We start from the raw sequence: 20,803 nt of genomic DNA, 5'->3' as shown, positions 1-20,803 counted from the left end.
GGACGTAGTCGCTCGTTATATTTTGCTAAACGCTGTGTGCATTAGGTACTCGTTCATTCAAATCCGTCTTGCGGCGAATACAGTATCCTTATAGGAACGAGCCAGCGATGGAGGCGATTGCAATGCCAGCTAAGAGCGGCAGAGAGTATATAGAGCGGATAAACAATAATCTTCCCGACATCTGGATCGCGGGTGAGAGAGTGTACGGAGCTGTTTCGGAACATAAGGCCTTCAAAGGACTCATAGCGACACAAGCCTCGATGTACGACTTGCAATATGCCGAAGAATCGAAGGCAGCAATGCTATATTCCTCATCCTTAACAGGCGATCCGGTTGGTCTATCCTTCAAACAACCGACATCAAAGAAAGATCTTGCGCTGCGCAGACAGATGATGCAGACATGGGCAAGCATCCATCACGGCTTCCTCGGACGTGCTCCCGATTATATGAACACCGCCATTATGGCATTCTCTTCTGCAGCAGGACTGCTTGAACCTAAATAGCCTGAGTATGCTTCCAACTTGAAGCGATACTACGAATATTGCCGAGAAAAAGATGTTACGCTTTCCCACGTGTTCATTCAGCCAAAGGCAGGAAGAGTATCTACGTTTCTTCGCACATTCGAAGAGCCGGAGGCCGCTCAGATAACAGAGAAAAACAAGGACGGCATCATCATTCGGGGAGCCTTTCTTTTAGATACACAAGGAGCAACTTCGGACGAAATACTAGTATTCCCCACGCCTTTCTCTTTATCAGAGACTGAAGATAATCCTTACTCATTCGTTTTTGCTGTTCCCAGCAATCTAGAAGGCATAAGTTTTATTTGCAGGGAAAGCTTCGTAGGTGGTGAATCCCCATATAATTATCCGCTAAGCTCCAGGTTCGAAGAAATGGATACGCTTGTTGTTTTTAATGATGTTACCGTACCATGGGATCGTGTATTTGTATGCGGCGACGAGAAGATGGCGTACCAACTCATGGGAGAAAGTCATTTTCATACCCATGCTGGCACACAAATTATTTGCAAAAACATTGCTAAAACGGAGTTTCTGTTAGGAACTATTGAGATGCTGGTTGATGCCGCCGGTTTAAATCATCATGACCACATCATTGAGAAGGTTACGGAGGTAATTGTAGCCTTAGAGACGCTCAAGGCATTTCAGCTTGCAGCCGAGAAAGGGGCAGCTGTAGATCGATGGGGCAGCATGCTTCCTAATCGAAAGCCTCTGCTTGCCGCGAATGTTTATTTTCAAAAGATATATCCGCGCATGATTGAAATCGTTCAATTGATCGGTGCCAGCAATTTAATCATGATTCCAGATGAAAAGGATTTTGATACCGACATTCACGAACAATTGTACCGTTACATGAAGAGCATCGATCTTGATGCCAAAAAGAGCGTACAGTTATCAAGATTGGCATGGGAGCTAAGTGTCAGTTCGTTTGGCGGCAGGCAGACCGTCTACGAGCGTTTCTTCTTTGGGAACAGCTCGGTTGTGAATAATCGCCTGTATGCGGATTATGAAGGCAGCAGATCGAAGTATAAGGATCGGGTCAGCAACTTTTTATCCTAATTGTAGCGAGTAGAAGACGTGTCGGTTAACAAGGAAATTGTTACATCCTACTGCCGCAAACATCGATGTCGTAGCGATGCCCTGGTCGCGAAGATGTTTCATCGATGGCAATTCGTTTTACATTAGACAAATGAGACAGCGCCCGAGCCCATTTTACTGGCACTTGCGTCACCTTGTTGCACGATCTGCATTTTACTCGTGGTAATCTGGCATGCATGAAGGTTTTCCAATTCCAGAAGTCGAGGTGTCTCCATTGCTTCTTCTCGGTATCATACTCCTTACAAGCAGATCCGCAAAAGGGACAGGAGAATGTGGTTCCTCGCTCGAAGTCGATGTACAGATGCCAAGCTTGATCTCGGCCTTCAAATTCAATATGTGCAAGTTTCCAGGGTTCTTCCAACTGTAAAGCTATATTGAACATATTCATAATCAGTTGGTCATTACTACTTATCGAACTCCACATAAAATACCATCCGGCCCTATTAATTACTTTAATGAGCAGTATCGTCAACATTTCTATTTAGCATACAAGTTCACAGGATTTTAATAACGAGGTAGACAAGAAAACTGAAAAATATCAAATCACTTTCCGTCATAATTATGATTTAGGATTTGTCGTCACAATGTAATAAAATAATGTGAATTCTAAATTATTTTGCTAACGAAGAAAGAACGAGAGTGGAGTAGCTTGCCGCGGCATTTATTCCACTCTTTTTGCTTGGTATTTTTTAGTAAGAGAAAGATTGTTGCGTTAAATATTTTTTTTAAAGGATAGGGAGATCATGATCGTTGATATCCCTATCCTTTTTTGTTATTTCATCATCGATAGGGCTAGGCATCCTTTATTTATTGGAGTTTTCTGTTTTTTTTCCTGTCAGACGATTGGGAGCTCTGCTGCATTCTTGCTTTTTTTACTATAAGCTTCACAAAACAGCGTTGCTTTAGAAAGTATCAGAGCAATGAGATAAATCACAAAAAAGATTTTTGTAATAAAATTTTATTACACTTTTTTAAAAAATATTATGAAATAACTTTTCAAATGGCTATTCACCTATTATAATCAGGTAAAGTCTTCTAAAAAAATTACAATCTATAGGAGGTTGATGTTGAACGGGGATCAGCATAAGTGGTTGTGAAAACGTTTCCCATATATCTTAAAAGGCAAACTAACGAAATATCACTCTTTAGTTATAAGATTTGTTGGTGCTTATAATTCTGTGGGTTGGATAACTAAAAAATTAAACCGAAATAAATGACCTCTCGTTATATATCAATTTGCGTAAGCTATTATAGCTCGTAACGATTAGAGGGAAACATAGTCATGTTAAAACAATATTGAAATGCCCAATCCAGTTTCGTTTATTACATTTTTCATTGCCTAATCATGATGATAACTTCATGGCATCGGGCGCATTCTATTATCAATGGGGAAAGTATATTGATAGAAATATATCTATTTTACCAATTGAATTAGCAGGAAAAGGTGCAAGATCTGATGAGATCAACTATAGTACCTTTTCAGGTGGACATTTTTTTATACATAGCAGTCAGAGGGAAGTAATAAGTGTAATAAATACTTTACTAAAATAGCTTTATAAGGTGGTGCTAAAAAATAGTATGGAGCTATTAGAGAAAATTAAAAAGGTGTTAGATAGTGATAGAATAATAACCGAAAAAAACCAACTTATTCTATATTCCAAAGATGCGACATCTTATCATGAAGCTAAAGTTCCTGAATTAGTTGTATTTCCAACAAATAAAAGTGAAGTTAGTGCACTTGTTTCTATTGCCAATGAATCTGGAGTAACAATAATACCTTATGGTCTTGGTACTAGTGTAGAAGGGCAAATTGTGCCCCTTAAACGATCAATTACATTGGATTTTAAATTAATGAATAAAATTATAGAGTTTAGACCTGAAGATAATCTAATTAGAGTACAGCCCGGAGTCAAAAGGAGAGCACTTAATGATTTTCTGCAGGAATATAAATTGTTCTTTCCAATTGATCCTGGTGTTGATGCAACTATTGGTGGAATGGCGGCGACAAATGCAAGTGGTTCAAATGGTTTATATTACGGGAGTATGAAAAATAATATAACTGGATTAGAAGTCGTATTGGCAAATGGTGACATAATTCAAACTGGTGGGAAAACTCTGAAGTCTTCTTCAGGGTACAATCTGACTAATTTATTTGTTGGATCAGAAGGTACATTAGGAATTTTTACGGAGTTAACACTGAAAATTTCACCACTAAACAAACATTCAAAATCATTACTGGTATCTTTTGGGGATGAGGCTGAAGCTGTAAAAACTGCCCTCGATATTCTTGGATGTGGGTTAAATATTCGTAAATTAGAGATTGTTGACTGTAATGCTATAGAAGTTATTAATTCATATAATGGGACCAAATTAACATTAAGCCCTTCACTAATGATTGAAATTGGAGGGATAGATCAGTTAATTATATCAAGAGAATTTCAGTTGCTACTGGAGAATTTAGGTAGAGTTGTTCCTTTTGATAATATTTTGACATATGAATTTGAAAAAAGTGAAGAGCTCTGGAGTCTTCGCCGTGGGATAGCCTTAGCTTTAAAAAGCTATTATAAGAAAAATGTGCTTGTAACTGATATTTCTGTTCCATTATCAAAACTTCCTTTGGTATTTAAGGAGACAAGAATTATTATGGATACCCATAATATCGATGGCGTATTAATTGGTCATGTGGGGGATGGTAATTTCCATGCAGCATTAGTGGTTAATGATAAGGATACACAAGAACTTGCCAAGGTAAAACATATTAATGATTTAATCATAGATCTCGCTATTAAGAACAATGGAACAATATCAGGTGAACATGGTATAGGCATTGGTAAAAGAGAGCATTTAGTGTTAGAACATGGCGCTAGTGTAGAGTACATGAAGAAAATAAAGAATCTTTTTGACCCAAATAATATATTGAATTCTGGGAAAATATTTTTAAAATAGGGGGAATGTAGGATGAGCCAATTTATTTATATTAACGATGGATTCGTAAAAGAAGAGGATGCTAAAGTGTCTGTTTTCGATAGGGGATATTTATTTGGTGACGGTGTTTTTGAAGGAATACGGGCATATAGTGGAAATGTATTTATGCTAAAAGAGCATATTAGTAGATTGTTTCAATCTGCAAAAGCAATATTGCTTGATATACCATATACAGAGGAACAAGTGAGAGAAATTGTTACTAATACATTGAAGAAAAACAATCATAGAACAGCCTATATTAGGATTATTGCTTCTAGAGGAGTCGGTGCTGGTTTCAATTTGGATCCTTTCGTTTGTAAGCAGCCACAATTCATAGTAATAACACAACCTTTTGAAGCATTCTCAAGTGAACTTTATAAAACTGGTGTTGAAATAGTCACAGTTCCCTCTAGGAGAATAAGGAGTGACATGCTGAGCCCACAAATCAAATCCTTGAATTATCTTAATAACATTATGGTAAAAATGGAGTCGATTCAAGCGGGAGCAAAAGATGGTTTAATGTTAAACAGCGAGGGGTACGTAACTGAGGCAACGACACAAAATATTTTTATTTATAAAAATGGTGTGTTACTAACACCGCCATGCTATTTAGGAGCACTTGAAGGTATTACAAGAAATGTTGTTATAGAGATTGCCAAATCGTTAGGTATAACTGTTAGAGAGTCTATATTAACAAGATATGATATTTATACAGCTGATGAGGTGTTTATGACTGGAACTGCTGCGGAAATTATTTCTGTTACTCATGTTGATGGAAGGATAATAGGGCAAGGCAAACCTGGAGAAATAGCAAAACAGTTACTCGAAAAATTCCGACTCGTAGTTCTGGAAAATGGAGTAAAGTTCTAATACTTAATGGCTAGGTAGAGCTAGACACTGCGAGGAGGATAGATGGTGAAAAAAAACGAAAATATTGCTATTAGTTATGGTGAAGATATTGTAAAGGAAAATTTATATCCTTTAACTTTAGTAGACCTGTTAAAAAATACGGTAAATGAAAATCCTGATCATGGGATAACATTTATAGGGGAAGACGGGGAAGCTCGGAAGATTACTTATTCTTCACTTTTAGAGGAAGCTCATCGGTACTTAGGTGGATTGAATAGGAACGGAATATTAGTTGGGGATCGACTAATTCTGCAATTAAATAATACTTATGAGTTTGTGATTACATTTTGGGCATGTATTCTAGGTGGAATAGTACCAGTATTATTAAATGTACCAATGACATTCAAAGAGTTAAATACAGATAATAAGGCATTGTTAAATGTATTAAATTTAATTGATAATTCGATCGTCATTACAAGTAATAGTTTAAATGATGCTCTATCCTCATTCCTTCAAGAACAACAATGTGAAAAACAAATTTTAAGTTTTAATGATCTGGAGTCAACAAAATCTAATGAAAGTGTAGTTTCAGTAAATCGTAACGACGATGCTATCATTTTGTTTACATCGGGTAGTACTGGGATTCCAAAAGGAATTAGACTTTCGCATGATAATATCGTGAGTTTAGAAAAAGCAGTAGTTCAAATGAATGGTTTTAATGCTGAAGATATATCAATCAATTGGATGCCTCTTGAGCATGTGGGTGGAATTGTAATGTTTCATATAAGAGACGTATTTTGTGGAGCAGAGCAAATATTAATACGGAAAGATTACATTTTAGCTGATCCATTAAGATGGGTTCAAGCGATGTCGGATTACAAGGCGACAGTAACCTGGGCACCGAATTTTGCTTATTCATTAGTAAATAACCAGATAGAAAAGGCTACGAATACATTTAATTGGAATCTGAAGAATATGAAGTTTATTCTCAATGGTGGTGAAGCAATTAATCCGGATAATACTAAAAGATTTCTAAAGCTATTGTCCCCATTCGGATTATCTACAAACTGTATGTTCCCTTCTTGGGGAATGTCTGAAACGAGCTCTGGTACTGTATATTCGCATCATTTTGCGAGTGATTCTGGTATTCATTACTTAGAATCGTATAATTACGGTGAAACGGTAAAACTATCATTAGACTCGAGCTCTGCTGTACAATTTGTTCAATTAGGTACCCCTATACCAGGGGCTGCGATTCGTATTGTAGATACCAATGGACAAGTAGTTAGAGGAAATATTATCGGAAACCTACAAATTAAGGGTAAAAATGTAACGAACGGCTACTTTAATAATGATGAAGCGAATAGACAAGCATTTACAGATGATAAGTGGTTCGACACAGGAGATATTGGCTTTATAAGTGATAAAAAATTAACAATAACCGGAAGAATGAAGGATGTCATTATTGTAAATGGGAATAACTACAGCAATTCTGAGATAGAGCATATTGTAGAATCTGTCGAATCTGTGCTGATCTCGTATACTGCTGCAGTCAGTGTGAGAGAACGTGACTCGAATACTGATAGTTTGTTAATTTTCTATTGTACTGAGGAAAAACAAATAGAAGAAGTCTATAAACAGATGAAGAAAATTGAAAAAAAACTGATAGAAATGTTTAGATTACGTCCATCTCAAATCATTCCCGTTGAAAAAGAACAAATTGGTAAGACATCAATTGGAAAAATAAAAAGAACAGAACTGGCTACCAAGTATCTTAATGGAGAATACGATACAATTATTGAGCGTTTACGTGTTTATAATGACAATATTAAAGTCATTTCATCTAAAGAAGATACTTTAACACAATTACAAATTGACTTGGTGAATATTGCGCAAAAAATTCTTGGTATAAGTAATTTAGAAATTCAGGATTCATTTTTTGAAGTAGGAGGGAATTCAATCCATGCTTTCATGCTAATCGCTGAAATAAATCGAATATTCCAAGTGAATTTACAAATAGATTCAATTTTTGAACTTCAAAGATTGGATTTAATAGCGAAAAGAATTGAACAATCGGACGAAAATACAATACATCAGATAGAAAAATCTAAGTATAGTACTCAATATCCTGTTTCATCTTTCCAAAAAAGAATGCTGTTAATAAATGAGATGGATGGTGTAGGGTGTAGTTACAATAACCCCCTTGTTGTTAATATTCAAGGTAAGATTAATAGAACTAACTTAGAAAACGCTTTTAAAATGTTACTTAATAGACATGAATTATTAAGAACGTCATTCTATTTTCAAGATGGGGATTATGTTCAAAAAGTATATGAAAGCGTTTCCTTTAAAATAGAATATTGCTTTGTTGAGAATGAAGTAATGCAAAGTGATCTAATAAACCAGTTTGTACGTCCATTTATATTAGATAAACCACCACTAATACGATGTATGCTTCTTGAGAATGTGATGGGCAAGTTTGTTTTAATTGTTGATATGCATCATGTGATAACCGACGGACCAAGTCAAACATTATTGCTTAATGAAGTTTTCAAGCTATATGATGGTCAGACATTAATTGATCCAACTCTACACTATAAAGATTATTCTGTTTGGCAGAAAGACTATATAAATTCTGAAAAGCTTCAAAAGCAGGAAGAGTTCTGGATGCAAATGCATAACTCTCCAACACAAAACTTGGATTTACATTTGGACTTTCGAAGGGGAATGTCTCAGAGTTTTGAAGGCGGTTTACTATCTGAAAGAATATCATATGAGTTGTATAACAAATTACAACAAAAGGCTAAAGAAACAGGTATTACGGTATTTTCGCTTCTTTTCATGACTTTTAATTTATTATTAGCTAAGTACTCTGGTAACGAAGAACTGGTTGTAGGTACTCTTGTTAATGGAAGAACGAAAGCCGAAACTTTGGCTATGCTTGGGCCGTTTACAAATACACTTCCAATCAAATCTTACCCAAAGAAATCAAAAAAAGTAAGTATGTATTTGGGTGAATTAAAGGCTCTTCTTGTTGGCTCCTTAAGTAATCACGAATATCCATTTGATATGTTAGTTGAAAAGCTAGATCACACTCAGGTAAATAGAAATCCAATCTTTGATACGATGTTTGTTTATCAAAACTATGATAATGTAATCAAATTAAAAGAGGGTAGTGAATTAGAGTTAGTTTCAACTGATAATGTCATTGTTGGATCAAAAGTTGATATTACACTATACGCTATAGAAAAAGAAGGCTATATCGAGTTTATCTTGGAGTACTGTTCAAAGCTCTATAAATCTACAACAATGCAGAGACTAATGTACCACTATATAAACATTCTAAAACAAGTTTTGGATGAGAATGATTTAACGATTCGAGAAATATGTTTGACTGATGAGAATGAAAAAAGCATGCTCTTAAAAGAAGCATCGCATGCAGCATATCCTGAGAAAAAAGTCATTCAAGAGTTATTCCAAGAGCGCGTTACAAAATCCCCAGGTTTTACAGCGATCTTACATGGAAACCAGCAATTATCTTACATTGAACTAGACGAGTGTTCCAATGCAATTGCTAATTCATTAAGAAAGATGGGAATTGGTCGGAATCAAATAGTAGCAATCTTACTTGAACGCTCCGGGGATATGATAATTGCTATGCTAGGAATTATTAAATCTGGAGCTGCATTCTTGCCTATTGATCCAGATTTACCAAACGATCGTGTGAACTTTATGCTATATGATAGTAACGTGCAAGCTATTATTTCAGATACTGTTCTTATTTCTAAATATAATTTACCTGTTAAAGATGTAATTGATTTAAAATGTGTTTGCTATGAGCAGCAGACTATACAGAAATGTATAAATATTAATGATGCTGATGATCCACTATATATTTACTATACGTCTGGCTCTACAGGTAAACCTAAAGGAGTTGTAGTTACACATAAAGCGGTTAATAATTTCATTCATAGTTTTAATAGTGCAGTCGGTATACAGGAAAAGGACGCTGTGCTATCCATAACAACAATTTCATTTGATCCTATTATTGTAGAAACATTATTATCGTTAATTTACGGTGCATCCATAGTTATGACTAACCAAATGCAACAGAAGGATGTAAATGAAATCGCAAAATTAATCGAAGAAAAAAACATCAGCGTATTGCAAATAACACCGTCACGTCTGCAATTATTATTAAAAAGTGAAGCGAATAAGGCATATTTATCTAACTTAAAAAAACTTATTATAGGTGGGGAGTCTTTTACCAAATCATTGTTTGACACCATTTCTTACTTATCTAATACTGAGATATTTAATGTTTACGGGCCGACAGAAGCTACTGTTTGGTGCACAATTAAACGAATTGACAATGAAAGTAGTATAACAATTGGGAAACCAATTCAAAATATGGAGGTTTATATATTAGACGAGGGGCTTAATATGCAGCCTATTGGAGTTCCTGGCGAAATATACATATCTGGTGATGGACTCGCCAAAGAATACTTAAATCAACCACATTTAACAAGAACGAAATTTATTGATAATCCTTTTAGACCGGGTACAAAAATGTATGCATCGGGTGACCGGGGGATATGGTTAGAAAATGGCGATATTGAGTGTCTTGGTAGGTTAGATAATCAGGTGAAAATCCGGGGTTTTAGGATCGAGTTGGATGAGATTAGCAACTTGTTGCTTCAAGGAAAACATGTAGATAATGCTGTAACAGTAATTATCGATGATTATGATGAAAAAACAATATGCACATATTATGTGTCTAAGAAAAAAACGGATCTTGCTGAGATCGAACGATATTTATCTATGAAACTGCCGGTTTATATGGTACCAAGTTATTTTGTTCAAGTGGAAAAAATACCATTGACACCAAGTGGAAAGATTGATAAAAACCAACTTCCTAAACCTGTGCTTAAGAAAAAAGTTGGCAGAAAGTTTCGACCCGCTGAAACCAAATTACATGAAACGATAGTTACAATATGGGAAGATATTTTAAATGTCAAACCAATTGGAATACAAGATAATTTTTTTGAATTAGGTGGTAACTCTTTTAGAGGTACAGCATTCATTTATCGTCTACAAGATAAGATAGGGAAATTTATTCCGTTGAGTACCCTGTATGAACATCCTACTGTTTCATCTTTCAGCAAACAGGTTGATCAAATTAAGTCGAGTAGTGCCACTAGAATAGAATCTGCTGGTACGCGCGATTACTATCCATTGTCGAATGAGCAAAAGTTGATAATTGGAGCAACGAGTTATGACAGTACTGAGTTAGCATATAACTTGCCGATAGTCTTTGAGGTGCAACAAACTATTGATGTCAACAAATTACGAAATGCCATTCTAAAAGTTCTGAATAGACATGCTATTTTTAGAACATATTTTGATTGGGAAGACGAGGAAATTGTTCATAAAATAAATAGACATTATCATTTTAATGTTGAAATACACCATGAAGAAGCTAAAAACAAAGAAGAAGCAGTAAGAACATTTATAAAACCATTTGATCTATTTAAAGGGCCGTTGGTAAGGTCATCCATACATGTTATGAAAACTGAGACGGTCGTAATGTTCGACATGCACCATATAATATCTGATGGAGTTTCAATGAAGATCTTTTTTGAAGAAATAAACAAAATATATGAAGGAGAGGAATTGACTCAACAGCGGATACAATTTACTGATTACTCTACTTGGGTCGCTAAAAACGCTATATATAATCAAAATGATGAAAATTATTGGATTCGTCGGTTCGATGGAGTCATTCCTCAACTCGATATTCCGACAAATTTTAAGCGGCCTCTAATCAGAGAATTGAAAGGCAGCGTTGTCAATGTTAACTTAACTGCTAATTGGATTGAAAAACTAAATGATAGTGTCAATACAAACAGTCAGACAATATTTACGAGCCTGTTATCTGCATTGTACTTACTTTTATACAAATATAGTGGACAAAGTGACATTGTAATCGGCACGCCTGTGATGGTAAGGCCGCATGACGAACTTTCAAGTGTGATTGGAATGTTCACGAATACAATTGCAATTAGACAATTTATTGAACCGATTAAAAATGCGAGACACCTTCTAGATGATGTAAATAATAATTTATCACAAGCTTTGACTCATCGAAATTATCCATTCTTGAAGTTGATTAATAAGATATATAAAGATGAGGGTAGACTTGATCGGACGCCGATATTTGATGTTATGCTCGTATTTCAAAATTTCGAGTTTGAGGGGCTGAGGATCGCAGGAGCAAATATCAACTACTTCCAACCAGACTTAGAGCTTGCGAAGTATGATCTTATTTTTACGGTACAACCAAATGAAAAGGGCTTAAATTTGAAAATTGATTTTTCAACGTCACTCTGGGAGAAAAGAACTATTGAAGAACTAGCAAACAACTATGTTGCAGCTCTAAAATTCCTAACAACTAGTTCAGAGTTGAATATTTCTCAGTTCGAAATAAGTACTTTATACTTGAGGAATGAAATGGATAAAAAAACTGATATTGTATTTAATTTCTAGTGTTCGGAGGAGTGTACATTGCATAAGATAGAAGAACAAAAAACGATTACTGGTTATTCTATACAGAAAACCAGTCATTTTCCCTTTGATTTGAATATTAAGAAAAATGAGTTTGCGTACATTAATCACAACAAGATTCTAACTCCTGAGTTAGTTGATGTATTAAATAAATTAACTAATAATTCTAACGATTCACTGCTGATAGCGCTATCAGCAGCAATCGCCTACCTGCTCCATCGTTATACAGATGATAATAATATACAACTTGGTTTAGAACTTGATCGAGTTTTTATCCCAGTACATTGTGATATTGAAGAGAGCATTACTTTTAAGCAACTAATATTAAACTTACGAGATATATATGTAAAGAAAACAACTATACATGAAGATAGTTATGATACAGTGGTCAGTTTAGCTAATAACGAAGAAACTGTACACAAAAAGGGAGAATATAAGCATCAACTCATGTTTCAGTTTATAAAAACGGATGATAATATACATCTTATCTCTGAATATAATTCAAATCATTATAGTAATGAGTATATCGTTAACATTACAAATAATCTGATTTCTTTTCTTCAACACGTTGTTCTTAATTACGATGAAAAATTAATGAATTTGGAAATAGTATCGCAACAAGAGCAAGAAAATATATCTAATCAAGAGATGGCCTCTTTTGATAAAGAGATGACAATCAACCGTTTATTTGAAAAACAAGTAACGAGAAATGGTAATAGAACAGCTGTCGTTTTTGAGAACGAAAAATTATCTTTCGAGGAGCTAAATACTAAAGCAACAGAATTGGCGAATAGCCTTTATTTAAAGGGAATAAAAAATGGGGATATTGTAGGCATTATGCTTAACCGTTCCTTGGATATGATAGTTAGTGTATTAGGAGTTCTAAAAATAGGGGCGACTTATTTGCCTATAGATCCGAATTTTCCGAATGAACGTGTCAATTATATGTTGGTTGACAGTAAAGCAAAATTAATTATTACTAATCAACACTATAACGAAAAAATTAATTTTTCAATTGAGCGATTATTGATTGAGGAATGTAAAAATGTAGTTTTAAGTGACATTCCGCTGGGTTGCATTGACCATTCAAAAGCAGAAAGTCTTGCCTATATCATTTATACTTCTGGCACAACAGGAAATCCGAAAGGTGTGCAAATAACTCATAGAAATGTGGTTAGCTTATTATTTAACGATAGAAACAGATTTGACTTTAATAATCAAGACGTTTGGACAATGTTTCACTCTTTTTCGTTCGATTTTTCTGTATGGGAAATGTTTGGAGCTTTATTGTATGGGGGACGTTTAGTTATAGTTCCGGATAATATAGTTCGCGATCCTGTAGAATTTGCATATCTATTAGAACGGGAAAAAGTAACGGTTTTAAATCAAACTCCTACATTCTTTTATAGTTTAATAAATCATGGTTTACCCGATACAAAATTGGATCTTTGTGTAAGATGTGTGATTTTTGGAGGTGAGGCACTTAATCCTATTCTTATTAAGCCTTTCAAAGATATGTACCCTAATGTTGAGTTAATAAATATGTATGGAATTACTGAGACAACAATTCATGTAACATATAAAAAACTTGATGATGAAACTATTACGAATAACATTAGCAATATTGGTAGGCCTATTTCAACTTTACAAGTTTATGTACTGAATAAAAATAATAAGTTGTGTCCTATAAATACTATTGGGGAACTATATGTAGCTGGTGAAGGAGTTTCACGTGGGTATTTAAATCGCCCTGAATTAACTGAAGAAAGATTTATCTCTAACCCCTTTAAACCTGGACAATTGATGTATAAAACTGGTGATTTGGTAAGAAGGATGCCTAATGGAGAGATTATATACGTTGGTAGAAGTGATGAGCAAGTTAAGGTAAGAGGGTACCGAATTGAAGTTGGAGAGATAGAGAAAGCAATAGTTAGATATGAAAGTATACGTGAAGCAGTTGTTACTCTTAAAGAATATCAAACAGGAGATAAAGTATTATATTGTTACTATGTGTCTAAAGAAGAAGTAAAGAAAGAATTAATAACACAATTTTTACAGAAAATCTTACCTAGCTATATGATACCGAGCTTGTTTGAGCGAATAGTCGAAATGCCAATTACAAACAATGGAAAAATAGATCGAAAAAAACTAGCATCACTATTGATACCAGAGCAGTCTTTTGATACTGACTCAAATGATTGGATTAAGGATGAAATAACTAAGAAATTAGTTCTCATATGGAAAGATGTTCTGAAATTAGAGCATATACTCCCTCAAACGGGATTTTTTGATAGTGGTGGGGATTCTATACGTGTGATCAGGCTAGTTGCGTTAATAAATAAAACATTTACCTGTAAGATATCTACTAAAGATATTTATAAACATCAGACAATTCAACAATTATCTGTTTTTGTTCGTGAAAAAATTGAAGTGAATTATCCAGAGGAAGCATGCATTCATGAAATAAGTTCAGAACAGAAACGTGATATTTTAGCTGGAAATAATATTGCATTCGAAAATGTTGTTGATATATACCCAATGAGCAATATTCAACAAAGTATGGTCTATTACTCATTATTAAAACCGAATGAGCCCATTTACCATGATCAATTTACATTTCCTATCGAAGTAGTAGATTTTAATTTTAAGGTTTTCAAACAAGTTATGGAAGAGTTGGCGAACAAACACGAAATTTTAAAGACTACGTTTATTACTGAAGAGCAATTTCAACTTGTTCACCATAATATATCTCCAATAATTACATATGATGATTTATCAAGTATGGATGAAACAAAACAGGAATTAATAATAAATGCTTTTTTAAAGCAAGATTTGGAGGAAGGTTATTCTTTTGACAAATTGTTATGGCGGGTAAAAGTTTTTCAATTATCTAAAGATAAAGTATGTATAATTTTTTCTTGTCATCACGCTATTCTTGATGGTTGGAGTATTGCATCACTATACACGGAATTATTGAATTGTTATAGCAATGTAATTGATGGGAGGGAGCTAAGACAAAATAAATTAAAGTCCTCTTATAGAGATTATGTATTGTCTAATTTATCCTATAAAAATCAAAGGGAATTAGAGTCCTTTTGGTTAGAATATATGAATAATTACACAAGAAATAAACTTCCATTTAATTATACGAATAAACAAATCAGTCATAAAAATGGTAGATTAATTACTTCAATTCCACTTGGAACTGATTTGTATGATAAACTTGTTGAATTTTGCTCAAATCACGATTGTACAATTCAAGAACTTTGTCTAGGTGCATATTTATATTTATTACATGTAATTGGTTCTGAGAAGGATATAGTTACAGGCATTGTTACACACAATCGACCTGCAATTGAAGACGGTGAGAAAATATTGGGATGTTTCTTGAATACAATCCCAATTCGTGTTCAAATTGATAAGGATTTGGATAAACTAAACTTTTTGAAGGTAGTTAAAAATCACATTAAGAGTATCAAAAGTAATGAATTATTTTTAGCTGATATTTCAACTCTTGTTGGCGAGTCTGGTAATGGTCAATATAATCCTATTTTTGATACATTATTTAATTACATGGATTTCCATGTAATGGATGGTTTGAGAAATAGTAATTTGATTCGAAGTGCAAATATTGGATTAAATTTGATAAGGAATGAAATGACTAATACTTTGTTTGATTTTGAAGTTTTGAAAACACCAGAGTATTTTGGGTTTCAAATTAAATATGCGCCGGCATATTTCAAATCAGATGATATATCACAAGCAACTGTGTTGTATGAAAGAATTCTTAAGGAATTAATACATAGCAAAAGAGAGATATTCAACCAAGAACTTCTTGTATCAGAGTTCGAAAAAGAAGAACTTCTATTTGAAAAAAACGATACAGACTATCCTTATGAAAAATCTCTAACCTTACATCAATTATTTGAAAAACAAGCACTAGAGAATCCTAATAACGTTGCAATAATTTGCAATCAAAAAGAGATAACCTATCATGAATTAAATTTACACTCCAATAGACTTGCTAGGTTTATGTTGAATTATGGGGTGAACATTGGTGACAATATCGGCGTTTGTCTTGAACGGAGTATAGATCTGATAGGAACATTGCTAGCTATTTTGAAAATTGGTGCTACCTATGTACCTTTAGAACCAGATTATCCCAAAACAAGAAAATGTGACATTATAGAGAATGCTAATATTAAATATGTCATATCAAATGAGGACTTTAAGAATGCTGGGACTATAAAGTTTAACGATTTTGAATTATCTCTTTTTGATTCACATAATTTAGATTTACAAATTGACTCACATCAACTTGCTTATATTATATATACCTCAGGATCAACTGGTCGCCCAAAAGGTGTAATGATCGAACATCATTCTGTAGTCAACTTGATTTATTGGGTAAATCGAACATTTAATATAAATGAAAAAGATGTAATGTTATTTATAACCTCTATATGTTTTGATTTATCTGTATATGACATTTTCGGAATTCTTTCGGTTGGTGGAAAAATTGTGATGTCCACAAAAGAAGAAAGTAATGATCTTGCGCTTCTAAAAAACATGATTATGGAATATCAAATCACCTTTTGGGACTCTACGCCAAGTACATTAAATCAGATTATACAATTATTTGAGGATAATAGTAGTCTGGTTCATAAACAGCATAGTTTACGTTTGGTATTTCTTAGCGGTGACTGGATTCCTGTTAAACTACCAACAAAAATTAATAATTTTTTCCCAAAAGCGGAGGTAGTTTGCCTGGGAGGGGCGACAGAAGCAACAATTTGGTCAAACTTTCATATTGTTGATTTCAGCAAGGAATACTTCACAAGCATTCCTTATGGTAAACCAATAGATAATACTTATTTTTATATCCTAGATGATAATCAAGAAATTGTGCCTAAAGGGGTTTGTGGAGAACTGTATATTGGCGGTGTAGGTATATCACGAGGCTACAATGGTGAGCAGATTAAAACCAAGAATGCGTTCTTCCCAAATCATCTAATTGGAAAAGGTATGATTTATAAAACGGGGGATAAGGGGAGATATCTCCCAAGCGGAGAAATAGAGTTTTTAGGTAGAATAGATCATCAAGTTAAAATAAGGGGATATCGTGTTGAGCTGGGTGAAATTGAAAGTAAACTCTTTAAATATCCTGGATTAAAAGAAGTTGTGATTGTGGATAAAATTGATATAACAGGAGAAAAGTATCTTTGTGCTTATTATAGTCATGAAGAAGACATTTCTTCTGAATTATTTCAATATCTATCGGAGCAGCTTCCAAGATACATGATTCCATCATTTTTTATTAAATTAAACAAACTTCCATTGACGATTAATGGTAAAATCGACAGGTCTAATTTGCCTGAACCATCTATTAGTCAAAGTCAACATAGAGAATTACGCAAAATAATCGCTCCAGTGACAGCTGTTCAGGATCGTTTAATTCGAATATGGAAAGAAATAATAAAAATTGATCATATCGGAATCGATGATAATTTTTTCGAATTAGGAGGACACTCTTTAACAGCGACAAGACTTGTAAGCAAAATTCATAAAGAATTTCATTTAGAACTTGCAGTTAGAGAGGTGTTTACAAATCCAACCATATTAGAGTTGTCTCATATTATTGATAACGAACACAAATCAATTTTCAAGTCTATTCCGAAAACAGAAAATAAAAAAGCTTACCGACTATCTTCATCACAACACAGAATGTATGTTCTCCATCATCTGAATTCTGATCAACTTGTATATAACATGCCTAATATAATGATGATTGAAGGTGATTTGGATACATCATATTTTTGTGAAGTCTTTCAGCGCTTAGTTGACAAACATGAGATTCTTCGTACGAGTTTTCATATTGAAGATGGTGCTATTTATCAAAAGGTTAATGATAATGTTCAGTTTGAAGTGCCTTATTCGGAAATTTTAGGATGTAGCACTGACCAACTAATGAAGAATTTTGTTAGGCCTTTCCGTTTAGATGAAGCCCCGCTTTTACGAATGGAAATAGTAAAAGTAGATGAGAAAAAACATTTACTACTTTTTGATATCCATCATATTATTTCTGATGGCATCTCATCCAACATATTAATTAAAGACATAATGGATATCTACGAATCGAAGAATTTACCTGATAATGGAGTACAATACAAAGACTACGCAGAATTTCAACAAAATTTATTAGATAATAATGAACTTACTCTATCTGAAGAGTTTTGGTTAAAAGAATTAAATTCTGAATTACCTAGATTAAACTTACCAATAGATTATACAAGGCCAAATGTACAAGAGTTTATTGGTGATCGTGTAGTTTGTGAGATCGGAAGTGATTTATATACCTCCATTGTAGATTTGGCTAAAAAATATAATTCGACGGTATACCTTGTCTTATTGTCAACTCTGAATGTTCTTTTATCAAAATATACAGGTCAAGAAGATATTATAGTAGGTTCTCCTGTGTCTGGGAGAAGACATGCTGATGTTTCTGAAATGGTAGGGTTATTTGTAAATACAATAGTATTAAGGAATTATCCTGAGGCTAATAAAAGTTTTGCAGACTTCCTAACCAATGTAACCAAGCGTGCTATGACAGCATTTGATAACCAAGAATATCCGTTCGAATTAATAGTTGAAAAGGTTGAGAAAGAAAGGGATATTACAAGAAATCCGATTTTTGACGTCATGCTTACACTCCAGAACCAGCAATTCGAAAAATTACATTTTGGAGATCTTTCTGTATCATCAGTAGATTTTAACAGAGGAACATGCGTATGTGACATTAGCATAAATGTAAGTGAGTTGAAAAGTGGCGCCCAAATAAGCTTTGAGTTTGTTTCAGCGTTGTTCAGGAAAGAAACTATTGAACGAATGTTAGGTCATTTTATTAATATTCTTAATGCAGTAACAATTAATCCTTTACAGACAATTCAAGATACCAATATTCTTTCTACTGCAGAAACAGAATTTCTCTATAACAACTCAATTAAAATGGTAGAAAAAACTGAATTTGAAGAAATAGAGACAGTAATCAGTGTATTTGAGGAAAAAAGCCGTACATTAAATAAAAAAGTCGCAATTGTCAGTGGTGAACGCAGTATTACGTATGAAGAATTAAACAACAAAGCCGAACAAATAGCACATAGTTTACGAGAGAGAGGAGTATCAAAAAACAAAGTTGTGGCCATTATTTTAGAAAAATCAATTGATTTTGTTACTGGAATACTCGGAGTTCTTAAGGCTGGTGGAGCTTATCTGCCGATTGATCCAGAACAACCAGTTGATAGAATCAAATATATGATTGATGACAGTGCTTCTATTGTCACACTTTCATCATCAAGTATTTCTAAAGAGTTGGGCATATCAGAGAATTTAGTCAATATTGAGGATATTCGTTGTGATGAATTACTTCGAACTACTTCAATTGAGTTACATCAAGATGACTTAGCTTATATCATTTATACGTCTGGAACTACAGGAAGACCTAAGGGGGTATTGGTCAAGCATGAAGGTATCATGAATCTAATAACATATTTCAAAAATAAGTTAGAACTGAAAGGTGAAAGCGAACGATTTGGTCAGATTTTTAGCTTTTCATTTGATGCTGCTGTACTAGATATATATCTGAGTTTAACAACGGGGACAACTATATATTTAATGAAGAAAGATATCATTAATTCTCCTAGTCTTATGGCTAATTATATTAATGAGAATAAGATATCGATTATGCATTTGCCCCCAACGTATTTAACTTATATGGATCCAGAGAAAATTAAGACTTTAAGTAAAGTAGTGGTTGGAAGCTCCAAGCTAAACAAGGATCTTGTGGATAAATGGGCAGGTAAGGTAAAACTTGTAAATGCATATGGGCCAACAGAATCAACAGTCATTACGACTGTGTGGGACTGTAATCAAGAAAATCAATATTCTGAACAAATACCAATTGGTGAACCAATTCCAGGGAAAAAGTTGTTTATTTTTAATCATCATGGTCAATTACAACCGATAGGGATACCAGGAGAAATATATATTGGAGGAATTGGTTTAGCTCTTGGTTATTTAAATAATGAAAAGTTAACAAATCAAAAATTTGTTAATGATCCCTCTTTAATGGCTGGAAAGTTATATAAAACGGGTGATTTAGGTAAGTGGCTGCCGGATGGCAGTATTGAGTACTTAGGGCGGATAGATCACCAAGTGAAAATTAGGGGATATCGAATTGAACTTGGCGAGATTGAACATATTCTAATGTCGAATACCTTTATTAGAAAAACCTTTGTCACTAAAGTGATTGTATCTGGTGAGGAATCAATCTGTGCTTATATAGTGAGCAGGAATGCAATAACCGAAAAAACTATACGTGAGTATCTTTCAAAATATTTGCCCAATTATATGATTCCTTCTTTTTATGTGTTTTTGAGTGATCTGCCCCTAAATAAAAACGGAAAGATCGATATTGGCCAACTACCTCTTCCAGTAGAAAAGGTTGAATTTAATCAGAACGAAAAAATGGATGACTTAGAATTTACTTTATACGAAATTTGGGGAGGAATTCTTGGAATCAATAATTTTAGTACGAATGATAAGTTTTTTGAAATTGGAGGGAACTCGATTGGGGCAGTTAGATTAGAGTTAGAACTAGAGAAAAGGAAATTGAAGTTTGATAATTTGGCAATTTATAAGTACTCAACAATAAAAAATCTTGCCAACCACATAAAAGAAAAAATGAAGGTTTAATCACGAACAGGACACATGGGGGGGGAACCTCGTAAAGTGGTTCACCCCAATCTCTTATGAGA

The 20,803-nt window shown here is 33.9% G+C and carries 7 protein-coding genes and 1 pseudogene; 7 read left to right on the top strand and 1 reads right to left on the bottom strand.

Annotated features, from left to right (window positions below; translation table 11 throughout):
* Nucleotides 1-107: 107 nt before the first annotated feature.
* Together M3650_RS19520 and M3650_RS19515 are read left to right on the top strand one after the other, a co-directional pair.
* Nucleotides 108-935 (top strand): annotated as a pseudogene (locus tag M3650_RS19520) (4-hydroxyphenylacetate 3-hydroxylase N-terminal domain-containing protein); the annotation flags it as partial.
* 27 nt (nt 936-962) lie between these two features.
* On the top strand, nt 963-1,574 hold the full coding sequence (locus M3650_RS19515; protein ID WP_311295109.1) for a 4-hydroxyphenylacetate 3-hydroxylase C-terminal domain-containing protein: 612 nt from the start codon (nt 963-965) through the stop codon (nt 1,572-1,574).
* Nucleotides 1,575-1,614: 40 nt separating this feature from the next.
* Here M3650_RS19515 and M3650_RS32695 read toward each other — a convergent pair whose 3' ends face one another.
* Nucleotides 1,615-1,995, bottom strand: a complete 381-nt coding sequence (locus M3650_RS32695; RefSeq protein WP_369011136.1) for a transposase family protein — start codon at nt 1,993-1,995, stop codon at nt 1,615-1,617.
* A gap of 977 nt (nt 1,996-2,972) precedes the next feature.
* On the opposite strand from M3650_RS32695, the gene M3650_RS19510 reads away from it, so the two are divergent.
* The 5 genes from M3650_RS19510 to M3650_RS19490 are packed head-to-tail and all read left to right on the top strand — an operon-like array spanning nt 2,973 to nt 20,741.
* Nucleotides 2,973-3,164, top strand: coding sequence for a hypothetical protein (locus tag M3650_RS19510; RefSeq protein ID WP_251577031.1), 192 nt, complete (start codon nt 2,973-2,975; stop codon nt 3,162-3,164).
* A gap of 27 nt (nt 3,165-3,191) precedes the next feature.
* Nucleotides 3,192-4,559, top strand: coding sequence for an FAD-binding oxidoreductase (locus tag M3650_RS19505; protein ID WP_251577030.1), 1,368 nt, complete (start codon nt 3,192-3,194; stop codon nt 4,557-4,559).
* A 12-nt stretch (nt 4,560-4,571) separates the two neighbouring features.
* Nucleotides 4,572-5,447: a branched-chain-amino-acid transaminase gene (ilvE, locus tag M3650_RS19500; RefSeq protein WP_251577029.1), complete on the top strand. Its 876-nt coding sequence runs from the start codon at nt 4,572-4,574 to the stop codon at nt 5,445-5,447.
* Between the two features lie 45 nt (nt 5,448-5,492).
* Complete coding sequence (locus M3650_RS19495; protein ID WP_251577028.1) at nt 5,493-11,972, top strand: non-ribosomal peptide synthetase; 6,480 nt, start codon at nt 5,493-5,495, stop codon at nt 11,970-11,972.
* An 18-nt stretch (nt 11,973-11,990) separates the two neighbouring features.
* A complete protein-coding gene (locus M3650_RS19490) occupies nt 11,991-20,741 on the top strand; it encodes a non-ribosomal peptide synthetase (protein ID WP_251577027.1) in 8,751 nt (2,916 codons plus the stop codon).
* Nucleotides 20,742-20,803: the final 62 nt, after the last annotated feature.

This window comes from Paenibacillus sp. MER TA 81-3 (assembly GCF_023713585.1).
Classification (GTDB): domain Bacteria; phylum Bacillota; class Bacilli; order Paenibacillales; family Paenibacillaceae; genus Paenibacillus_B; species Paenibacillus_B profundus.
Note: the sequence above shows the minus strand (reverse complement) of the source record. Positions and strands in the feature narration are given on the sequence as shown.

Excerpts from the sequence above, each read along its gene's own strand:
- M3650_RS32695 (WP_369011136.1), bottom strand. The coding sequence starts at position 1,995 with ATGTTCAATATAGCTTTACAGTTGGAAGAACCCTGGAAACTTGCACAT.
- M3650_RS19505 (WP_251577030.1), top strand. The coding sequence starts at position 3,192 with ATGGAGCTATTAGAGAAAATTAAAAAGGTGTTAGATAGTGATAGAATA.
- M3650_RS19515 (WP_311295109.1), top strand. The coding sequence starts at position 963 with ATGGCGTACCAACTCATGGGAGAAAGTCATTTTCATACCCATGCTGGC.
- ilvE (WP_251577029.1), top strand. The coding sequence starts at position 4,572 with ATGAGCCAATTTATTTATATTAACGATGGATTCGTAAAAGAAGAGGAT.
- M3650_RS19510 (WP_251577031.1), top strand. The coding sequence starts at position 2,973 with ATGGCATCGGGCGCATTCTATTATCAATGGGGAAAGTATATTGATAGA.